We start from the raw sequence: 17,235 nt of genomic DNA, 5'->3' as shown, positions 1-17,235 counted from the left end.
ACCTGCCTCAAAAGGGATCAGATACGGGCAGAGAGGGCTATTCCTGAATGGGGGCGGTATTGGCCGGGGCGTCCTCGCCCTTCAGCAGCAACAACAGGGCCACGGCGGTCAGGACCGCGCCGACCAGAACCAGCGCGGTCGGCGCAGGCCGGCCCAGCGAGATCTCCCACAGGATCACCCAGCTGGGGATCAGGTAGGTATAGGCCATGACCTTGGCGGCGGGCAGGCACAGTGCCGCAAATTGCACGAGAACAAAGCTGGCGGCTGTCGCAAACAGCGAGATGTAGATCAGAGTCAGCCAGACGATCCCCGGCAGGTTCGCCCAATCGGTGGCCCGGATATCGGACCAGCCCCACAGGGTCAGGATCAGGCACCCGGCCAGCAGCGTGCCGAAGGCGAAGACAACCGCGGGTTCACCTCGGTTCAGTCGCCGCACCATCGGTGTATAGATCGCATGCGCGGCGCAGCCCCAGAAATAGATGATTTCTCCGACCCCGATCTCGAAAGCCTGAAAGGCCTGCCAATCGGCCCGGAAGATGACCCAAAGCGCCCCGACCGCGCCGACCGACAGGGCCAGTGCCATGCGCGGGGTGGTGATCTGGCGCAGCAGCACCCATCCGGCCAGTGCCGACATGACCGGGGTCAGCGTAAAGACCGCCGCCGCACTGACCGGCGGTGCGGTTTTCAAGCCATAGAACATCAAAACGAAATAACTACCAAAGAGTGCGCCCAGCACCAGATAGCGCCAGGGCGCCTGTGCCGCGCTGCGCGAAATGCCCGTCGTGGCAAGCGCCGCGACGCCGATCACCACCGCCGCAATTGCAAAGCGCGCCGCCGTGATCGCCGAGGGTGCAATCTCGTTGGCTACCATCGAGCCCAGCGAGAAGCTGCCCGCCACCAGCGCCGAGAATACCAGCATGGCCAGATGGCCGCGTGCCTGCGGTGTCACGGCAGCCAGCCCTTGGACTGATCTTTCAGGAAAGACAGGAAGGATTGTACCTTGGTGGTGCGATGCAGATCTACATGGGTCACCAGCCACAGCTTGCCCGACCACTCGGGCAGAGGCTCCATCACCTCGACCAGATCGGGGTCGCGCGCGGCCTCCCACCGGGCCATGAAACCGATGCCGGCCCCGGCCAGAACGGCTTCGCGCATGCAGAAGTTGTTGGTGCAGCGGAAGGTGATCGATTGCTCGGGCGCATTGGCGCGCAGCCAGCGGGAAAACGGCGCGCGGCTGTTTTCGTCATCGTTGCCGACGAAGTGGTGGTTGCCGAAATCCTCGACACCGGTGGGTTTGCCGTGGCGGGCGATATAGGTCTTGCTGGCAAACAAGCCGATCTCTTGCGGGATAAAGGGCTGCACCACGTTATCTGGCTGATCCGGCGCGGCCCCGGCGCGGATGGCCACATGCGCTTCGCCATATTCGAGACGGAACAGCCGGTCGCCGGTCAGGTAGCGCACGATCAAACCCGGATGTGTCCGTTGGAATTCGCTGAGCGTCGGTACGATCAAAGGGGCCAGCGAGGCCAGCGACGTCACCACCAGCTCGCCCGAGACATCATCGCCGCGCCCTTTCATGCGGCCAACCAGTTGGTTGAACTGATCCTCGGTCGCCTGAGCCACGCGCAGCAGATCCTCACCAGCCTCGGTTGGCGTGTAGCCGCGCGCGTGGCGCTGGAAAAGTTTGACGCCCAGCCGTGCCTCAATCGCGTCGATATGGCGGATCACGGTGGCGTGGTGAACGCCCAGAACATCCGCCGCACCGCTGACCGTTCCCATACGGGCCACCTGATAGGCGGTTCTCACTTCATCCCAATTGTCCATTGCATCTGTTCCACTGTGCAAATTCCAACAATATCTGTGGGTATATCTGAGTTTTGTTCGCGGATGCAACGCTCATATTCGAATGACGTTAAGCATTCCTGCAACAAAGGACCCATCGAATGACCAAGACCATCCTGCATATCGACGCCTCGGCCCGCCGCACCGGATCCGCCACCCGCGACCTGTCCGACCGCGTGGTGCGCCACCTTGGAGCCGGGCGCGTCATCCGTCGCGATCTTGCGACCCCCCTGCCCCTGCTGACCGAGGATTGGATTGCCGCCAATTTCACCCCGGCAGATCAGCGCGACGCGGTGCAGCAAGACCTGCTGGCCCTGTCGGATGAACTGGTGACCGAGCTGCAAAACGCGGACACCATCGTCATCGGCCTTCCGATCTACAATTTCTCGGTCCCAGCGGCCTTCAAGGCCTGGATCGATCTAGTCGCCCGCGCCGGTGTGACATTCGCCTATTCCGAGGAAGGCCCCAAAGGCCTGCTGGAAGGCAAACGCGCCGTCCTCGCTGTTGCCTCGGGCGGTACGGCGGTTGGTTCCGAGATCGACTTTGCCACCACTTATGCGCGCCACGTTCTGGGCTTCATCGGCATCCACGATGTCGAGGTCATCGCGGCTGACCGTATGGCGCTGGATCCCGAGGCCGCGCTGTCCAGCGCGCAGAAAGCTGTCACCGAACTGGCGGCCTGAGCCTCTGGCCATTTCTGACGGAAACGTCCAGTCTGCGCTAAGGCAGATCAGCAGATTGGGCGTTTCACATGAAGAAGATCGGGATACTGGGCGGCGTGGGTTGGGCCTCAACCGTCGACTATTACCGCGCCATCGCGGAGGGCGCAGGCCGGCATTTCGCAGATCGCGGCCACGGGTCGCCGCTGCCCATCCCGCCTATGACCATCGAGTCAGTCACGCAGGCCAAAACCCGTGCGTTGCGAGGTGTGGCCGGAGATGAAGTCAGTTGGGCCGCCTTCGACGCCGTGTTCCGCGATGCGCTGTTGACCTTGCAAAACGCCGGATGTGATTTCGGCATCATCGCCTCCAACACGCCCCATGCGCGCCTTCACGCGATCCGTGAGGGGGTTTCGATGCCCATTCTCAGCATTTTCGATGCGACTGCAGACGCGACCGCTTCAACCGGTGCGACCAAGGCGCTGGTTCTGGGCACGACGGTCACCATGCAGGCCAGCAATTATGCCGATCGACTGGCCAAAGAAGGCGTCACCGCAAATCCCCGGCTGCCCGAGCCCGAGATTGCCGAGATGCAGGCGATGATCGACAGCGATTTTTATGGCGGCGCGTCCGGCACCGCCCGCTCTCGCTTGTTGGCCTTTTGCGACAAACACGCCTCATCCGGTACGGCTGTCCTGCTGGCCTGCACCGAATTGCCTTTGGCCTTCCCCGACAATCTGGACGATCCGGTGTTCGAGGCGGATGGGCATTTGTTCATCAACCCGTCTGCCGCCCATGTCGCTGCCGCACTGAACGAAGCGCTTGAGGCGTGATCAGGGCAGCCAAGTCACCTCACACCCGATCTTGTCGAAGAATGACATCAGATCATCGCGCCTCAGCACGACGGTCCGGTCATTCACCAGAGGGTGCATATAGATGATGTCTGCCTGCTGCGCGGTGGCATCCATGAAAAAGCGCACGTCATTCTGCACCCCGTTGATCATCGCCAGCGGAGTGACCGCGCCGGGGCGAATGCCGAGGTTCTGAAACAAGCGATCCGCCGAACCAAAGGACAGGTTTCCGATCCCCAGCTCAGCGCCCAGCGCCTTGAGATCGATCTCGCGGCTTTGTTCGAGAGTCACCAGATAGTTCCGCTTCTTCTTGTCGCGCAGGTAAAGGTTCTTGAGCCGCAACGCGTTTTCGCCCGGCACCATGAACTGGTCCTCGACCCCTTTGGCGTCTTCCACCGTGCGCAGCGGGATATGGGTGTGCAACCGATAGGGCAGCCCCCAATCGTCCAGCCGCGCCAAGAGCGCATCCGAGCTGAGCGGCAATGTATCCTGAAAGGCAGATGATGCGTCCATGGGAACCTCCTGTCTGACGCGCTCATCGCGCAACGGCCGTGCAAATTCAAGCCACGACAGGTGCGGCGTTCGGTGCTAGCGTGCCGCCATGAAAGTTACACGAAATACACCGAACCAGCTGATCCTGTCAGATACGCCCTGGTTCATCGGCATCACGCTGGTCTTATTCATTCTGGCCTTCGTCGGCGCTGGCCTGTTCATGGTCAGCGAGGGTGGTGAGAGTATCTTGTTCGGTATCTTCTTCGCACTTTTCGGCGGAGGAATGGGTGTCGGAGCGTTCTGTGTCTTCGTCCGCCGGGTGCAAGTCATTCTGGATCGCAACAAGGACAGCATCCTCATCCGCAGGCAATCGGTCTTTGGTTATGACGCAGTCGAGCACAAGCTTTCAAACCTGTCGCACGCAGAGATCGAAAGCACCACATCGCGTAGCAACAAGAGGACATCGACCCTCTATCGTCCTGTCTTAATACTCGACAAAGGCATGAGCGCCGGACGGCATCCGATCGTCGAGGCATTCTCGAACGGGCGCGGCGCGCATCAAATGGTTGACGCGGTCAACGCCTGGCTGCCCGCGCGTAAGCAGGACGAAGCCCGGGAACAGGCCTGACAGTCATGGGTTTTGTCCGTGCTCCAGCCATGCCCGCTCAGCCAGGGTGACCATCTCGGACAGGCGCGTATCATATCGGGCCATATCATCTGCGGTCAGCTTGCCCTGCCACTTGTTGCTGGTCCCCGAGGCGAAGAACTGCGCATAGTCCTGAAACGCGCTTTTGAACCCGGGTTGTTGCGACGCATGTCTGGCGTTCTCTTTCATCGAACCAAAGCTTGCAGCCTGCGCTATCTCGTCGATCAACGCCGGTTCAATCTCCGTCCCCATAATCCCGGCGAGCCGTGCCACCTGCCCCGGCAAGTCCCGGCTGAGTTCGGCGTAATGCAGGAAATGGATGTTCGGCAGATGCCTGAACTGCCGAAACGACCGATAATGATGGACGAACGAGGCCAGCGTCAGATCATCGGTGCCTTTGGATGAGGCGGGTCGGTCGAGGAACATCGCGAAGGCTTCGGACATATCCTCGGGGAACAGGTAGTCCAGCCAGTCGTCTTTCATATTCGCCACATGGGCGCGCAGCGAGAAATGCACGTCGACCGGGTGGCGATGCACCACAAGGTAGGTGGCGTCCGAGGAATAGGTGATCCCGTCCAGCGGCGTGTGGGTCTTGATGCAGCGCCTGTGCGTCTGCGCCGCTAATAGCGTGTCCTGCTCCTCGCGGTCTCTGAACCCGCAATCCAGCCAGGGTGAGACCCGATTGTTGTAGATCGCGGGATCTGCGGTTTTGGTGATCAGCATACGGACCAGGGTTTGCGTCCACGTGGTGCCGCACTTGGGCGGCGTGCAGACAAAGATGTCATCCGGGCGGATTTCGAAGCTGGACCAGATGTCGGTATTGGTGACTTCACCAACATAGTCTTTGGTGCGCCTGGGAAATGGTTGACTCATCACTGATCTCCAAACTTGACCCCGACGCGAGGACGTTAGCCCAACATAGCTTTTTGCTCAAAGCGCTTGCCTTGACTCAGGGGGCGCTTGGGCGTAGAGGACCCCAAACATCCGGAAGCGTCTGACCTTCCGGTCCCTTGAGTCGTTCAGGGATCGCCCCCCACCAGCGAGTTTCGCCCGTGGGGGCAATTGTGTATTTAACCGGTGCTTCTTATCTGAGAAGCGCCATTCGAGAACCGGCATAGGAGGCCGAAGGCATGTTTGAAAATCTATCCGAACGCCTTTCCGGCGTCTTTGACCGGCTGACCAAACAGGGTGCGCTGTCCGAAGAAGACGTCAAAACCGCCCTGCGTGAAGTTCGGGTTGCCCTGCTTGAGGCCGACGTCTCGCTGCCGGTGGCGCGCGAATTCGTCAAGAAAGTACAAGAACAGGCGACCGGTCAGGCGGTGACCAAATCGATCACGCCCGGCCAGCAGGTCGTCAAGATCGTGCACGACGCTCTGGTCGATACCCTGCGTGGCGAAGAAGACCCCGGCGCGCTGAAGATCGACAATCCGCCAGCCCCGATCCTGATGGTCGGTCTGCAAGGCTCGGGTAAGACCACCACCACCGGTAAACTCGCCAAACGCCTAAAAGAAAAAGAGGGCAAGAAGGTCCTGATGGCCTCGCTCGACGTCTATCGCCCGGCTGCGATGGATCAGCTTGCTGTTTTGGGCACGCAGGTTGGTGTTGACACGCTGCCGATCGTTCCCGGTCAGACACCGGTCGACATCGCCAGGCGTGCCAAGCAGCAGGCGACGCTGGGTGGTTATGACGTTTACATGCTCGACACTGCGGGCCGTCTGCATATCGACGAAGTCCTGATGGACGAGGTCGAGCAGGTCCGCAACGTGGTCGACCCGCGTGAAACGCTGCTGGTGGTCGACGGCCTGACCGGTCAGGTCGCCGTTGAGGTCGCCGAGGAGTTCGACGCCAAGGTCGGTATCTCGGGCGTGGTTCTGACCCGGATGGACGGTGACGGGCGCGGCGGTGCGGCCCTGTCGATGCGCGCGGTGACCGGCAAGCCGATCCGCTTTGTCGGTATGGGCGAGAAGATGGACGCCCTCGAAACCTTCGAGCCGGACCGGATTGCCGGACGTATTCTGGGCATGGGCGACATCGTTGCCCTGGTCGAAAAGGCCCAGGAAACGATGGAGATGGAACAGACCGAGCGCATGATGAAGCGCATGGTCAAAGGTCAGTTCAACATGAACGACCTGAAGATGCAGCTGGAACAGATGATCCAGATGGGCGGTATGCAGGGCATGATGGGCATGATGCCGGGCATGGGCAAAATGGCCAAGCAGATGGATCAGGCCGGTCTGGACGACAAGATCCTGCGCCAGCAGATCGCCATGATCCAGTCGATGACCAAACGCGAACGCGCCAATCCGCAGCTGTTGCAGGCGAGCCGCAAGAAGCGCATCGCCGCGGGTTCGGGGATGGAGGTCAGCGACCTCAACAAACTGCTCAAGATGCACCGGCAGATGTCGGACATGATGAAGAAAATGGGCAAGATGGGCAAAGGCAAGATGCTGAAACAGGCCATGAAAGGCATGTTCGGCAAAGGCGGCCCCTCGCCCGAGGAAATGGCCGCAGGCATGGACCCCAAGGCGCTGGAACAAGCCGCCAAAGCGATGGGTGGCAAGATGCCCGGCGGCATGCCCGGACTGGGCGGCGGCATGGCCCTGCCCCCGGGTCTAAGCGGGTTCGGAAAGAAAAAATGACACCAGCACGCTGCACCCAGCCCCCGTCCGGTAAGGCGGCGATGGCAGCGGCGCAGTATCGCGCGGCCCTGCCGGTCATTCAGACCCGGCGGCTGGTTCTGCGCGCACCCACACTGGACGATCTGCCGGTATGGACGTCGATCTGCAAAGACAGCTTTGGCGATACCGAGCAGGAAGCCTGGACCGAATTCTCTTACTATACGTCCGGTTGGCTTCTGCATGGGCATGGATTGTTTGCCGTCACCCTGAAAGAAGATGATCGGGCCATTGGCTTCGTCATTCTGGGCCTCGAATGGGACGATCGCGAGCCCGAGCTTGGCTATATGATCGACGCGGATCACCGCTTGCAGGGATACGCGACTGAGGCTTGTTCTGCCGTGCGCGATTTCGGCGTTAATCTCCTCGGATCGGGGCAGTTCGTAAGCTACGTGTCTGCCAGCAACACCCGATCGAACGCACTGGCCGAACGGCTGGGCGCATCGCGAGACGCAGTGGCTGAGCGCGCAATCGGAGCGGATCAGCATGTCTGGCGTTACGGAGAGGTGCGGTCATGAGCTTCTCGCTGCCCATCCCCGTTCTTGAGACCGAGCGCCTGATTATGCGTGCACCGTCCGAGGTTGATCTGGACGCTGACACCGCGTTCTTCGCCAGCGATGCCGCAAGGTTTGTCGGCGGGCCATTGCGCCGGGATGAGGTCTGGAGGGTGGTCGCCTCGCTGCTGGGCCATTGGGCGCTGCGCGGCTATGGGTACTGGAGCGTCGATGAGAAAGACACCGGCGCTTATGTCGGTCGCATCGGCCTGTGGTTCCCCGAAGGCTGGCCTGAGCCTGAGGTCGGCTGGACGCTGATGAACCACGCCACCGGCAAGGGTTATGCGACCGAGGCCGCGCTGGCCGCACGCACGCATGCCTATGATGTGCTGGGCTGGGATACTGCGATCTCGCTCATTGATCTCGACAATCACGCCAGCAAGGCTGTGGCCAAACGTCTGGGGGCGCAGTTCGAATATCACTATGAACACCCCAAGTTCGGCAAGACCGAAATCTGGCGGCATCCGGCGCCTGCCGATCTTGTGAATGGCGGAATGGAGGCCTACGCGTGACCTCTTTCACCATCCCCACCGTCGAGACCGAGCGTCTGATCCTGCGCGCGCCGCAACTGGATGACCTGCCCGCGATGACCGCGTTCTTCGCGACCGAGCGCAGCCATATGGTTGGCGGCCCCAAGAACGAATTCGAGTGCTGGAGCTCATTGTCGAACCGGCTGGGCCATTGGGCGTTGCGGGGCTATGGCCTTTGGCACCTGACCGAGAAATCCAGCGGCGCGTTTGCTGGCTGGGCCGGCATGATCTACGTGCCCGGCTGGGCCGAACCCGAGCTGGGCTGGACCCTGATGGCCGAGTCCGAGGGCAAAGGTCTGGGCTTTGAGGCTGCGGCGGCTGCGCGTGACTACGCGGCAAGGCATCAGGGTCTGAACGGTGTGATTTCGTACATCGCCCATGCCAATGACCGCTCACGCGCTTTGGCCGAACGGCTTGGCGCATCGCTGGAACTTGAGAATGCTGAACTTTTGGGCAAACGCGCCCAGATCTGGCGCCATCCGCAGATCGACCTGACCACCGAAAGGACCGGCCAATGACCAACCCCGTGACACAGGCTGCCGCGCTGTTGAAGGACCACCGCGAAAGCATCGACCGGCTGGACGCGATCCTCGTCTATACGCTGGGCGAGCGGTTCAAGCACACGCAGGCTGTTGGCAAGCTCAAGGCCGCACACGACCTTCCCCCGTCCGATCCTTCGCGCGAGGCCGCGCAGATCGCACGGTTAGAAGACCTGGCGAAAGAGGCCGATCTGGACCCCGATTTCGCCAAGGCTTTTCTGAATTTCATCATTCAGGAAGTCATCCGACACCACAAGAAACATCAGAATTAACCGGAAACGATCCCGGTAAACGCCATCTAAAGGAGATACCACCATGGCAATGAAAATTCGTCTCGCCCGCGGCGGCTCGAAAAAGCGTCCCTTCTATCGCATTGTTGCGGCTGACAGCCGTATGCCGCGCGATGGCCGTTTCATCGAAAAGCTGGGCACCTACAATCCGCTGCTGCCGAAAGACAGCGAAGAGCGCGTGAAAATGAACATGGAGCGCATCCAGTACTGGCTGGATCAGGGCGCTCAACCCACCGACCGTATCGCACGCATGCTGGAAGCAGCTGGCGCACGCGACAAGGCCGAGCGCAACAACCCCAACAAGGGTACCCCGGGCAAGAAAGCTCAGGAGCGCGCGGAAGAGAAAGCTGCTAAGGCTGCTGAGGCTGCCGAAGCTGCAGCTGCCCCGGCCGAAGAAGCTGCTGCAGAAGAATAAGCAGGCGGACGCGTGCAGGATCAGGCTTTTACCGACGATTTTCGCACGCAGTTCGATCTGTTGATGCGGCTCCGGCGTGATGTGCGCCGGTTCCGCACCGATGCGGTAGACGAGGCAGTGCTGACGCGCTGCCTCGACGCGTTTCGGCTGGCCCCCTCGGTGGGGCTGAGCGAACCCTGGCGCGTGATCCGCGTCAAAAGTGACGCCGCGCGGGACGCGGCATTGAAGAATTTCCAAAGCGCGAATGCTGAGGCGTTGGAGGGCTATTCCGGCGAAAAGGCTCGGCTCTACAGCCAGTTGAAACTGTCGGGCATGCAAGAGGCCCCGGTGCAACTGGCGGTATTCTGCGACGATGCCACCGACAAGGGGCAAGGACTGGGCGCGGGCACCATGCCCGAGATGCGGCGTTATTCCGTTGTTTCGGCCATCACCCTGTTCTGGCTCGCACTGCGCGCCGAAGGGCTGGGGCTGGGCTGGGTGTCGATCCTTGAACCCGACCGCATGGCCCGAGATCTGAATGTGCCCGAAACCTGGCGTCTGATCGGCTACTTCTGCGTGGGCGTGCCCGAGACCGTATCGGACACGCCGGAACTGGAACAGGTCGGCTGGGAAGACCGCACCGACACCCTGCCCGTCGAGGTACGCTAGACATGTTCGGATTGTTACGGCTTCCCATCCTGCTGATGATCGCCTTTATTGTGGGCGTGTTCTTTGAACGCTCGAACCAGCGCGAGGCCTGCGAAGGGGTCGGGCAATGGCGGGGCGGACTATGTGTAACGGAAGGCTCAAATGAGTGATCTGATCTGCGTCGGCAGCATTGCGGGATCCTATGGCGTGCGCGGCGAGGTGCGGCTGAAAAGCTTCTGCGCTGTGCCCGAAGATATCGAGGCTTATTCGCCGTTGACCGACGAAGAGGGAAAAGAACGCTATCCGGTCGTTCTGACCCGCCCGATCAAGAACGGTTTCTCCGCCCGGCTGGGTGGGGTCGAGACCAAGGAGGAGGCGGATGCGCTCAACGGCCTGCGTCTTTACGCGCGGCGTGATCAGCTGCCGTCTCTGCCGGATGATGAGTTCTATCACACCGACCTGATCGGGCTGGAGGTCTATGATACCGGCGGCACCCTGCTGGGGCGGGTCAAGTCCGTTCAGAACCACGGTGCCGCGGATTTGCTGGAGTTGCACGGCCCTGGCCTGAAAGCCACGGTCCTGCTGCCCTTCACGCTGGAGGCAGTGCCCACGGTTGATCTGGACAGGGGCCGTATCATCGCCGATCCGCCCGAAGGCCTGCTGTAATGCGCCGCGTGCTGCTGCATCTGGGTCTGCACAAGACCGGGACGACGGCGGCACAATCCTTTCTGTTTGAGAACCGAGCGCTGATCTGGCCGCATCATGCACTGGTCCTGCCCTATCGCACGCGGAATTCCGGCTTGTCCGAGGCTGCAACGCGCTACTCGCTCTATGGCACGCCCGGCGCGCTGAGCGATTTCAGCGATCAGATGCGGCAGTTTCTGAAATCGCTGACTTTCGGCCACAAGCGCGGGCTGGTGCTGAGCGAAGAGAATTTCTCGGGCCTGCGACCCAGCCGCAATCTGGCCGTCGGGTATGAGGCAGCGCCGGAGCTGGCCACCTGTCTGATCGATCTGGTCCGCGAACGGTTCGCACAGGAAGAGCTTCAGATCACGCTCTACCTGTCACTGCGCCAGCGTGAGAGCTGGCTACGTAGCCTCTGGGCTCATGACCTGCATCGCACGCGCATGGTTCTGGATTTCGACACGTTCCGCGATCGCATGGCACCTGTCGCGTCCCCGCTATCCGTCGCGGAAGAGATCAGGGGCCGGTTGCCCTCGGTTCAGGTGCGCAGCCAATGGCTTGAGGATCTGCGCACGCGTCCCTTTGGCCCCGGAACACCCTTTGCCGATTTTCTGGACCTGCCCGCAGCAGAGGCCGCGCAACTGGTTGGCCCAACCCGCGCGAATACCGGCTTGCCCGAAGACGTGCTGGCACGGATGCTGGAAATGAACCGATCCGCTCTGGACGATACGGCGCTGATCGATCAAAAGGCGGCTTTGGTTGAACGCGTTCAAACGGATCTGATCGGCACATCATGACAGACACGCCCGCAAAATCTCATGGCCGCAAAGCCATCCGCCCGACCCTGAAGCCGCGCGAACTGATGAACCCCAGCCCAGACCTGCATGGGGTGTGGAAAGCCAAGATCATCACGCTGTTCCCATCTGCCTTTCCCGGCGTTCTGGGTGAAAGCCTGACGGGCAAGGCGCTGCAGGAAGGATTGTGGCAGCTGGAAACCGTCGATCTGCGTCAGTTCGGCGTCGGCAAGCACCGCAATGTCGATGACACCCCCGCGGGCGGAGGCGCGGGCATGGTCTTGCGGGCCGATGTACTGGGCGAGGCCATCGAGCACACGATGGCGGGTATCCAGGGTAACTGGCCGCTGATCTACCTCAGCCCACGTGGCCGCCGGATGGACCAGCGGATGATGCAGAACCTGGCGCGCTGCGATGGCATGACGCTGCTTTGCGGTCGGTTCGAGGGCGTCGATGAGCGCGTGCTGGAACACTACGGCGTGCAGGAAGTCAGCTTGGGCGATTTTGTCATGACCGGGGGCGAGATCGCCGCGCAGGCCCTGATCGACGCCACGGTACGGCTGATCCCCGGCGTTCTAGGCAATCAGGCGTCAGCAGAGGAGGAAAGTTTTTCCTCGGGCCTGCTGGAGCATCCGCAATACACCCGTCCCGCCGAATGGAAAGGCCGCGCGATACCGGATATCCTGATGTCCGGCCACCATGGCCGTATCGCCGAATGGCGCCACGACATGTCCGAACAGATCACCCGCGAGCGGCGGCCTGATTTGTGGGAGAACTATCGCAAGACGCAGAACGAAACGTCCGATTGACGAACAAAGTGTGGCCCGCAGGTCGCAGCTTTGGGGTTTCTTTGAACACATCTTATGGCTGATGTAATTGAAAAATACTCATCTAAAAGATGTTGCTTAAAGCAATTCCCAACCCACGTATCACGGATTGTTAGATGAAAAAAGTCATTTGTCTGGCTGTGCTTGGCGTTTCGGCCTGCACAACCAAACCTTTTGAAATGTCGGTACCCACGCAGGCGGGGCATAACCTGCATTCGGCCCGGGTAGCGGTTGAGTATTGTGCCTCAGAAGCGGATATCGGCGGCAATGCTGCTGTGATTGGTGCATATCCGGCCTTCATTCTGATGTCATCGGTTTTGGTCGGTTCAGTTACCGCCTATACCGGTCGGCATGAATTGCGCCGTCAGGGTGAAATTGATCAGGTCGATCGCTGCATGACCGAACGTGGGTTCGCGCGCCGCGACCTGACTGCTGGTGAGCGTTTCTGGCTGCGAGATTCGGTCGGAGAGGAGCGTGCGCGTCGGCTTGACCACCTTGTGAGTGGTGGCACAATCGAAACCTATGGCGTGCCGACAACTTAAGGTGTCCCCGCCTTCCACCGCGCCCAGATTTCAGGCGCGCCGTTGAAGGTGTTGATGTCCACCTTGCCCTGCACACCCGGCACCAGCCCGGTGCCGGTGTACTGCCAGAACCGCCAGATTGCGCGCGGATAGACGTTGCGGGGATGGCCCGCGACCGAGCGCAACCAGAACTCGGTTTTGGGCAGGCGACCGATATCGGTGTCTTGATAGAAATCCACGGTCGTATAGACGATCGGGCGGCGGCCATAGTGACGTTCGAGGATATCGAGGAACTTTTGCGCCTCGGACCGCACCGTGCGGCCATCGGGGCGCAGGGTGCAGGTTTTGGAATGAGGCGTCCACTCCATATCGAGGACATGCGGCAGGTCGGCCCCTCTGGGCACGTTGCGGATGAACCACCGGGCTTGTTCCGCCGCGGGACGGCAGAAATAGTAATAGTGATAGGCGCCCCACGGCACACCTGCCGCCTGTGCCCCGCGCCGATGCTCTTCAAACATCGGATCGGTGAAGTCCCCGCCTTCAGTCGCCTTGATAAACACAAAGCTGACGCCCGAAGCACGGGCGGTGCGCCAGTCGATCGGACCCTGCCAGCGCGACACGTCCAGACCATGCACCGGATAATGCCCCGGGTGCCGCCCTTCCCAGGGGTGCGGGTCGGCATCCCCGAACGCAGGGAAGATCACAGCAGGAGGCGTCGCGTCCGCAAAGGCCTGAGGCTCGACGGTCTGGGGGGCGGGACCGCGGCGACCGCAGGAGAGAACGGCAAGGGCTATGGCGGCCAGCAGGAGGGCATTGCGCATCATCTGGAATATCTCAAATCTGCTCTTGTAATTGCCTCCAGAATGCCTGATCGGGCGGACAAGGCAACGACACTTTTGCGCGACGGCAAAAACCCACCGCCACAGAGCGTGAATTATAGCAGTTTAGGCTTGATCCCTGCCCTCAAAGCCCGTAAAGCAGCGCAATCCGGTGTGGCTTTGCGCGACTCCGGTGTTTTGGTTTGCATCATGGCGTGACGCCCGGCTTTCTTCAGCCAAGGCGCGTCAGGGCGGACCGGACCAAAGGAACATTCGATCTGATCTCTGGCGGGCTGTACGCAGGACCCGGTGAAGACCAAGAGCTCTCAGGCCGTGCCCAAACTTCGTGGACCAACCACGAGCAGATAGGAGTTAATGCGATGGACCTGATCGCACAGCTTGAGGCGGAACAAATTGCCGCCCTGGGGAAAGACATCCCCGACTTCAAAGCCGGTGACACCATCCGTGTCGGCTATAAGGTGACCGAAGGGTCGCGTACCCGTGTGCAGAACTACGAAGGCGTCTGCATCGCGCGCAAGAACGGCGAAGGCATCGCCGGATCGTTCACCGTCCGCAAGATTTCGTTTGGCGAAGGCGTGGAGCGTGTGTTCCCGCTGTATTCGACCAACATCGACAGCATCACCGTTGTCCGCCGTGGCCGCGTCCGTCGCGCCAAACTGTACTACCTGCGCACCCGTCGTGGTAAATCCGCACGTATCGCAGAGGTCACCAACTACAAGCCCAAGGCTGGCGCCGAGGCGTAAGGAGCGGAAAGATGAAAAAAGACATCCATCCCGATTATCACGTCATCGACGTCAAACTGACCGATGGCACCGTGGTTCAGATGAAATCCACCTGGGGCGCCGAGGGCGACCAGCTGGCTTTGGAAATCGACCCCTCCGTGCACCCCGCATGGACCGGGGGCGGCGCGCGTCTGATGGACGCCGGCGGCCGTGTGTCGAAGTTCAAGAAGAAATACGAAGGTCTGGGTTTCTAAGCCTAAGCCGTTTGACATGCGAAAGGCCGTCCCTTTGGGCGGCCTTTTTGTTTTAGCCTGCCGCGTTTTACATCAGGCTCAGAAATCAAACCCGGTCTGTACAGGGGGTGTGTACGGCTCGATCATATCCTCGCCCTCGGCACCGCGCTTGATGGGTTTTACGGTGTGATATTCAAACCGGCCCTCGTAATGTGTGCCCAACGATTGCTGCGCCTCTTGCGCCGTCGTAACGCCGGAAAGCCAGTTTTCGATCTCATCCGGGGTCAGGATCACCGGCATTCGGTTGTGAATATGCGCGATCTGCGGGCTGGGTGTGCGGGTCAGGATCGTGCAGCTGTGGCTGCCGTCAACGGTTCGATAGAACCCGGCAAAGAACATCGCTGGGGCGTTGCGCTGAACCGTGATGTAGACCGGGCAATCATGGCCTTGATCCTTGGGCCATTCATAATAGCCCAGCGCTGGGATAAGGCAGCGCCCCTTGTTCCAATATTCCTGCCAGAAGCTAACATTTTCGATCTTCGAATTGATCATCGGCTTCTTGCTGCGCGGGTCCTTGATCTGCCAGCGCGCCGTGGCCAACTCAGCCCTCTCACCGTCCCAACGGACAATACCAACCCGATTGGTGGGAGACACATTGTACCCGCCCGAAGGCAGTTGTTCGGGCAGATGAGGCGAGACCTTGCCGTAGAGAAAATATTCGATAATCGCCAGCATTTCCCGCTGCGTCAGATGACCGGCTGCAAATTTTCCACACATGGCAAAAGCCTAGGCCGATTGGTCGGTCGTCACAAGGGAACCATTGGGCCGTCAGTCCCTGGTCAGATCCACCGCGCTGTGAACAGGTGGGACGGGTCCCTTCAGCAACATCAGCGCAAGCAGCATCGCCACGAATGCCGCGATTGCAGCGACCAGCATTGCGCTGTCAAAGGCGTTATCCTGAAGATCGCGCAATGCTTTGGCCAGCTGTGCGCCGCTATCCGGGTCCAGCCCCGTGATCAGTTGCTGAACCTGACTGGGAGTGCCATGCGTCAGAGCATGGGCTAGGTCGGCACGTTGGGTGGACCCTGCGGGCAATGCATCGATGACCTCGGACAGCCCTCGGCGGATGGTGATGGATTCGGCCAGTCCTCCGACAACCGCGCCCAGGGTCGCTCCGAAATACAGGAATGCGTTGATCACGCCTGATCCCTGGCCGACATGTTCTTCGGGCAGCAGGCGCAGACCGAGGCGGGGCAGCAGCGAAAAGCCGATCCCCAGACCGATCCCGACGATGACCAGTTTCCACCATATCCCCGAATAGCTGGTGGTGTTCGTGGTCGTCATCAACAGCAGAAATCCACAGGCCATGAACCCCATGCCCAGCGCGACCGGCCATTGAAAGCTGTAGGGCGCCAGGAATCGCGGCGCGGTGACGGATATGATGAACATGCTGATACTGAGCGGCAGGATCGCACTGCCTGCGCCAATCGCGGAGTATCCGAATGCATCGGGCGATTGGACGAAGACATTGAAGTAGACAAAGAAGGCAAAAAGCGTGAAGCCGGTGAAGAACATTCCGGCCGCCGCCATGAAGTAGCGAGGATGAAGGAAGTATCGCAGCTCGATCAGCGGGTCCCGGCTGCGTCGGGACGTCAGGACGAGCGCCACCACCGCGCAGGCCGAAACAGCCAGCGGAACCAATGTCAGGGCCGTCCCCCACCCCCTGCTTTCCCCATTGCTGAGTGCAAAAGACAGCGGGCCGAGAAGCAGGATCATGGCAATAGCCCCGGCATAGTCGAATCTGGCATCGGCCTGACGCATGTCCGGGACATATTTGTGTTTGCTGACTTGCAGCCCGATCACAAAGGCAATGGCGAGCAGCACCAGATCCGTGGCGAACACGGCTCTCCAACTGACATAATGCGCAAAGGCGCCGCCAACGATGGGGCCGACGCCGATGGCAAGGCCGACAATCGCGCCCCAGGCCCCGGTGACGCTTGCACGCTGGTCCTCGGGCGTGGCGGCGGTCAGGATGGACAGGGACGTACCGAACAGCGCCGCAGCCCCTGCCCCTTGCGCACCGCGCCCAATCAGGATCATCGTCGCATCCTGCGAAATCAGGGCAAGGGTCGATCCGACGGCAAAGACGATCATACCGAAGAAAAACACGCCCATCTTGCCGGTGATATCCCCCAACCGGCTGACGATGGTCACAAGCGTCGCGCTGGCCACAGTATAGGCCGCCATCACCCATTGCAGGCCCGAAGGGGTCAGATCGAACTCGGCCTTGAGGTTGGGCAGGATGGTTGCAACGGCCGTGGTATTGAACCCGACAACCATCATGCAAATGGCCGTCATCAGCAGCACCATGCGCGCGCCACCCGCAACAGATTCGCCATCGGGTTGATTGGTCGACATTGCTCCCCCCTGCAGAAAGCCGCGCGCCATCGCCGCGCGCCGCCAATTTAACACACGGGCATTAAAGCATTTTTCTG

At 60.8% G+C, this 17,235-nt stretch carries 24 protein-coding genes; 17 read left to right on the top strand and 7 right to left on the bottom strand.

Translation table 11 applies throughout. The features are described 5' to 3' along the window. Positions 1–37: 37 nt before the first annotated feature. Together ACR0NF_RS18825 and ACR0NF_RS18820 are read right to left on the bottom strand one after the other, a co-directional pair. Entirely contained in the window at positions 38–949 is a 912-nt protein-coding gene (locus ACR0NF_RS18825) for a DMT family transporter (RefSeq protein WP_480470725.1), read from the bottom strand. Beyond that, positions 946–1,824, bottom strand: a complete 879-nt coding sequence (locus ACR0NF_RS18820) for a LysR family transcriptional regulator (RefSeq protein WP_480470726.1) — start codon at positions 1,822–1,824, stop codon at positions 946–948. Before ACR0NF_RS18820 ends, ACR0NF_RS18825 begins: the two co-directional genes overlap by 4 nt. Before the next feature lie 119 nt (positions 1,825–1,943). On the opposite strand from ACR0NF_RS18820, the gene ACR0NF_RS18815 reads away from it, so the two are divergent. Both ACR0NF_RS18815 and ACR0NF_RS18810 read left to right on the top strand, forming a co-directional pair. Beyond that, a complete protein-coding gene (locus ACR0NF_RS18815; RefSeq protein ID WP_480470727.1) occupies positions 1,944–2,525 on the top strand; it encodes an FMN-dependent NADH-azoreductase in 582 nt (193 codons plus the stop codon). Positions 2,526–2,593: 68 nt separating this feature from the next. Then, the gene (locus ACR0NF_RS18810; RefSeq protein WP_480470728.1) at positions 2,594–3,334 is read left to right on the top strand and encodes an aspartate/glutamate racemase family protein; all 741 of its coding nucleotides are present in this window, start codon (positions 2,594–2,596) and stop codon (positions 3,332–3,334) included. On the opposite strand, the gene ACR0NF_RS18805 is transcribed toward ACR0NF_RS18810, so the two are convergent. After that, on the bottom strand, positions 3,335–3,865 hold the full coding sequence (locus tag ACR0NF_RS18805) for a prolyl-tRNA synthetase associated domain-containing protein (protein ID WP_480778769.1): 531 nt from the start codon (positions 3,863–3,865) through the stop codon (positions 3,335–3,337). It lies immediately after the preceding gene. Positions 3,866–3,953: 88 nt separating this feature from the next. Here ACR0NF_RS18805 and ACR0NF_RS18800 point away from each other — a divergent pair, with 88 nt between their 5' ends. Next, complete coding sequence (locus ACR0NF_RS18800) at positions 3,954–4,472, top strand: hypothetical protein (protein ID WP_480470730.1); 519 nt, start codon at positions 3,954–3,956, stop codon at positions 4,470–4,472. A 3-nt stretch (positions 4,473–4,475) separates the two neighbouring features. Here the strand turns inward: ACR0NF_RS18800 and ACR0NF_RS18795 are convergent, their stop codons facing one another. Continuing rightward, a complete protein-coding gene (locus ACR0NF_RS18795) occupies positions 4,476–5,363 on the bottom strand; it encodes a sulfotransferase domain-containing protein (RefSeq protein WP_480470731.1) in 888 nt (295 codons plus the stop codon). A gap of 257 nt (positions 5,364–5,620) precedes the next feature. Between ACR0NF_RS18795 and ffh the strand changes: the two genes are divergently transcribed. The 12 genes from ffh to ACR0NF_RS18735 all read left to right on the top strand — a co-directional run bounded on the left by ffh (position 5,621) and on the right by ACR0NF_RS18735 (position 12,967). Next, positions 5,621–7,129 carry a signal recognition particle protein gene (gene ffh / locus ACR0NF_RS18790; protein WP_480470732.1) on the top strand — a complete coding sequence of 503 codons (1,509 nt, stop codon included), beginning with the start codon at positions 5,621–5,623 and terminating at the stop codon, positions 7,127–7,129. Then, positions 7,126–7,683: a GNAT family N-acetyltransferase gene (locus ACR0NF_RS18785; protein ID WP_480660266.1), complete on the top strand. Its 558-nt coding sequence runs from the start codon at positions 7,126–7,128 to the stop codon at positions 7,681–7,683. Before ffh ends, ACR0NF_RS18785 begins: the two co-directional genes overlap by 4 nt. Next, the gene (locus ACR0NF_RS18780; RefSeq protein ID WP_480470734.1) at positions 7,680–8,231 is read left to right on the top strand and encodes a GNAT family N-acetyltransferase; all 552 of its coding nucleotides are present in this window, start codon (positions 7,680–7,682) and stop codon (positions 8,229–8,231) included. Before ACR0NF_RS18785 ends, ACR0NF_RS18780 begins: the two co-directional genes overlap by 4 nt. Next, positions 8,228–8,767, top strand: a complete 540-nt coding sequence (locus ACR0NF_RS18775; protein ID WP_480470735.1) for a GNAT family N-acetyltransferase — start codon at positions 8,228–8,230, stop codon at positions 8,765–8,767. The genes ACR0NF_RS18780 and ACR0NF_RS18775 overlap by 4 nt, the downstream gene beginning before the upstream one ends. Then, on the top strand, positions 8,764–9,060 hold the full coding sequence (locus tag ACR0NF_RS18770; RefSeq protein WP_039541590.1) for a chorismate mutase: 297 nt from the start codon (positions 8,764–8,766) through the stop codon (positions 9,058–9,060). Before ACR0NF_RS18775 ends, ACR0NF_RS18770 begins: the two co-directional genes overlap by 4 nt. A 43-nt stretch (positions 9,061–9,103) precedes the next feature. Next, on the top strand, positions 9,104–9,493 hold the full coding sequence (rpsP, locus tag ACR0NF_RS18765) for a 30S ribosomal protein S16 (RefSeq protein ID WP_010437590.1): 390 nt from the start codon (positions 9,104–9,106) through the stop codon (positions 9,491–9,493). A 12-nt stretch (positions 9,494–9,505) separates the two neighbouring features. Continuing rightward, a complete protein-coding gene (gene bluB, locus ACR0NF_RS18760; RefSeq protein WP_480470737.1) occupies positions 9,506–10,141 on the top strand; it encodes a 5,6-dimethylbenzimidazole synthase in 636 nt (211 codons plus the stop codon). 2 nt (positions 10,142–10,143) lie between these two features. Then, entirely contained in the window at positions 10,144–10,290 is a 147-nt protein-coding gene (locus tag ACR0NF_RS18755; RefSeq protein WP_480470738.1) for a hypothetical protein, read from the top strand. Beyond that, a complete protein-coding gene (gene rimM, locus ACR0NF_RS18750; RefSeq protein ID WP_480470739.1) occupies positions 10,283–10,786 on the top strand; it encodes a ribosome maturation factor RimM in 504 nt (167 codons plus the stop codon). Before ACR0NF_RS18755 ends, rimM begins: the two co-directional genes overlap by 8 nt. Then, positions 10,786–11,601 carry a hypothetical protein gene (locus ACR0NF_RS18745; protein ID WP_480660270.1) on the top strand — a complete coding sequence of 272 codons (816 nt, stop codon included), beginning with the start codon at positions 10,786–10,788 and terminating at the stop codon, positions 11,599–11,601. The genes rimM and ACR0NF_RS18745 overlap by 1 nt, the downstream gene beginning before the upstream one ends. Beyond that, positions 11,598–12,407, top strand: a complete 810-nt coding sequence (trmD, locus tag ACR0NF_RS18740) for a tRNA (guanosine(37)-N1)-methyltransferase TrmD (protein WP_480470741.1) — start codon at positions 11,598–11,600, stop codon at positions 12,405–12,407. Before ACR0NF_RS18745 ends, trmD begins: the two co-directional genes overlap by 4 nt. Positions 12,408–12,541: 134 nt before the next feature. After that, on the top strand, positions 12,542–12,967 hold the full coding sequence (locus ACR0NF_RS18735) for a hypothetical protein (protein ID WP_480778768.1): 426 nt from the start codon (positions 12,542–12,544) through the stop codon (positions 12,965–12,967). On the opposite strand, the gene ACR0NF_RS18730 is transcribed toward ACR0NF_RS18735, so the two are convergent. Then, positions 12,964–13,767, bottom strand: coding sequence for a glycoside hydrolase family 25 protein (locus tag ACR0NF_RS18730; RefSeq protein ID WP_480778789.1), 804 nt, complete (start codon positions 13,765–13,767; stop codon positions 12,964–12,966). The two genes, ACR0NF_RS18735 and ACR0NF_RS18730, sit on opposite strands and share 4 nt — an antisense overlap. Before the next feature lie 377 nt (positions 13,768–14,144). Between ACR0NF_RS18730 and rplS the strand changes: the two genes are divergently transcribed. Both rplS and rpmE read left to right on the top strand, forming a co-directional pair. Then, complete coding sequence (rplS, locus tag ACR0NF_RS18725; RefSeq protein ID WP_170575547.1) at positions 14,145–14,528, top strand: 50S ribosomal protein L19; 384 nt, start codon at positions 14,145–14,147, stop codon at positions 14,526–14,528. Between the two features lie 11 nt (positions 14,529–14,539). Further along, a complete protein-coding gene (gene rpmE, locus ACR0NF_RS18720) occupies positions 14,540–14,761 on the top strand; it encodes a 50S ribosomal protein L31 (RefSeq protein WP_420586214.1) in 222 nt (73 codons plus the stop codon). Between the two features lie 78 nt (positions 14,762–14,839). Here rpmE and ACR0NF_RS18715 read toward each other — a convergent pair whose 3' ends face one another. Both ACR0NF_RS18715 and ACR0NF_RS18710 read right to left on the bottom strand, forming a co-directional pair. Beyond that, positions 14,840–15,517 (bottom strand): SOS response-associated peptidase, encoded by a 678-nt coding sequence (locus ACR0NF_RS18715; protein WP_480778767.1) that lies wholly within the window; start codon positions 15,515–15,517, stop codon positions 14,840–14,842. Between the two features lie 51 nt (positions 15,518–15,568). Beyond that, positions 15,569–17,158, bottom strand: a complete 1,590-nt coding sequence (locus ACR0NF_RS18710; RefSeq protein ID WP_480778766.1) for an MFS transporter — start codon at positions 17,156–17,158, stop codon at positions 15,569–15,571. Positions 17,159–17,235 lie beyond the last annotated feature (77 nt).

It is taken from the genome of Ruegeria sp. CF4 (assembly GCF_056537345.1).
This window is presented reverse-complemented; position numbering and strand designations above follow the sequence as displayed.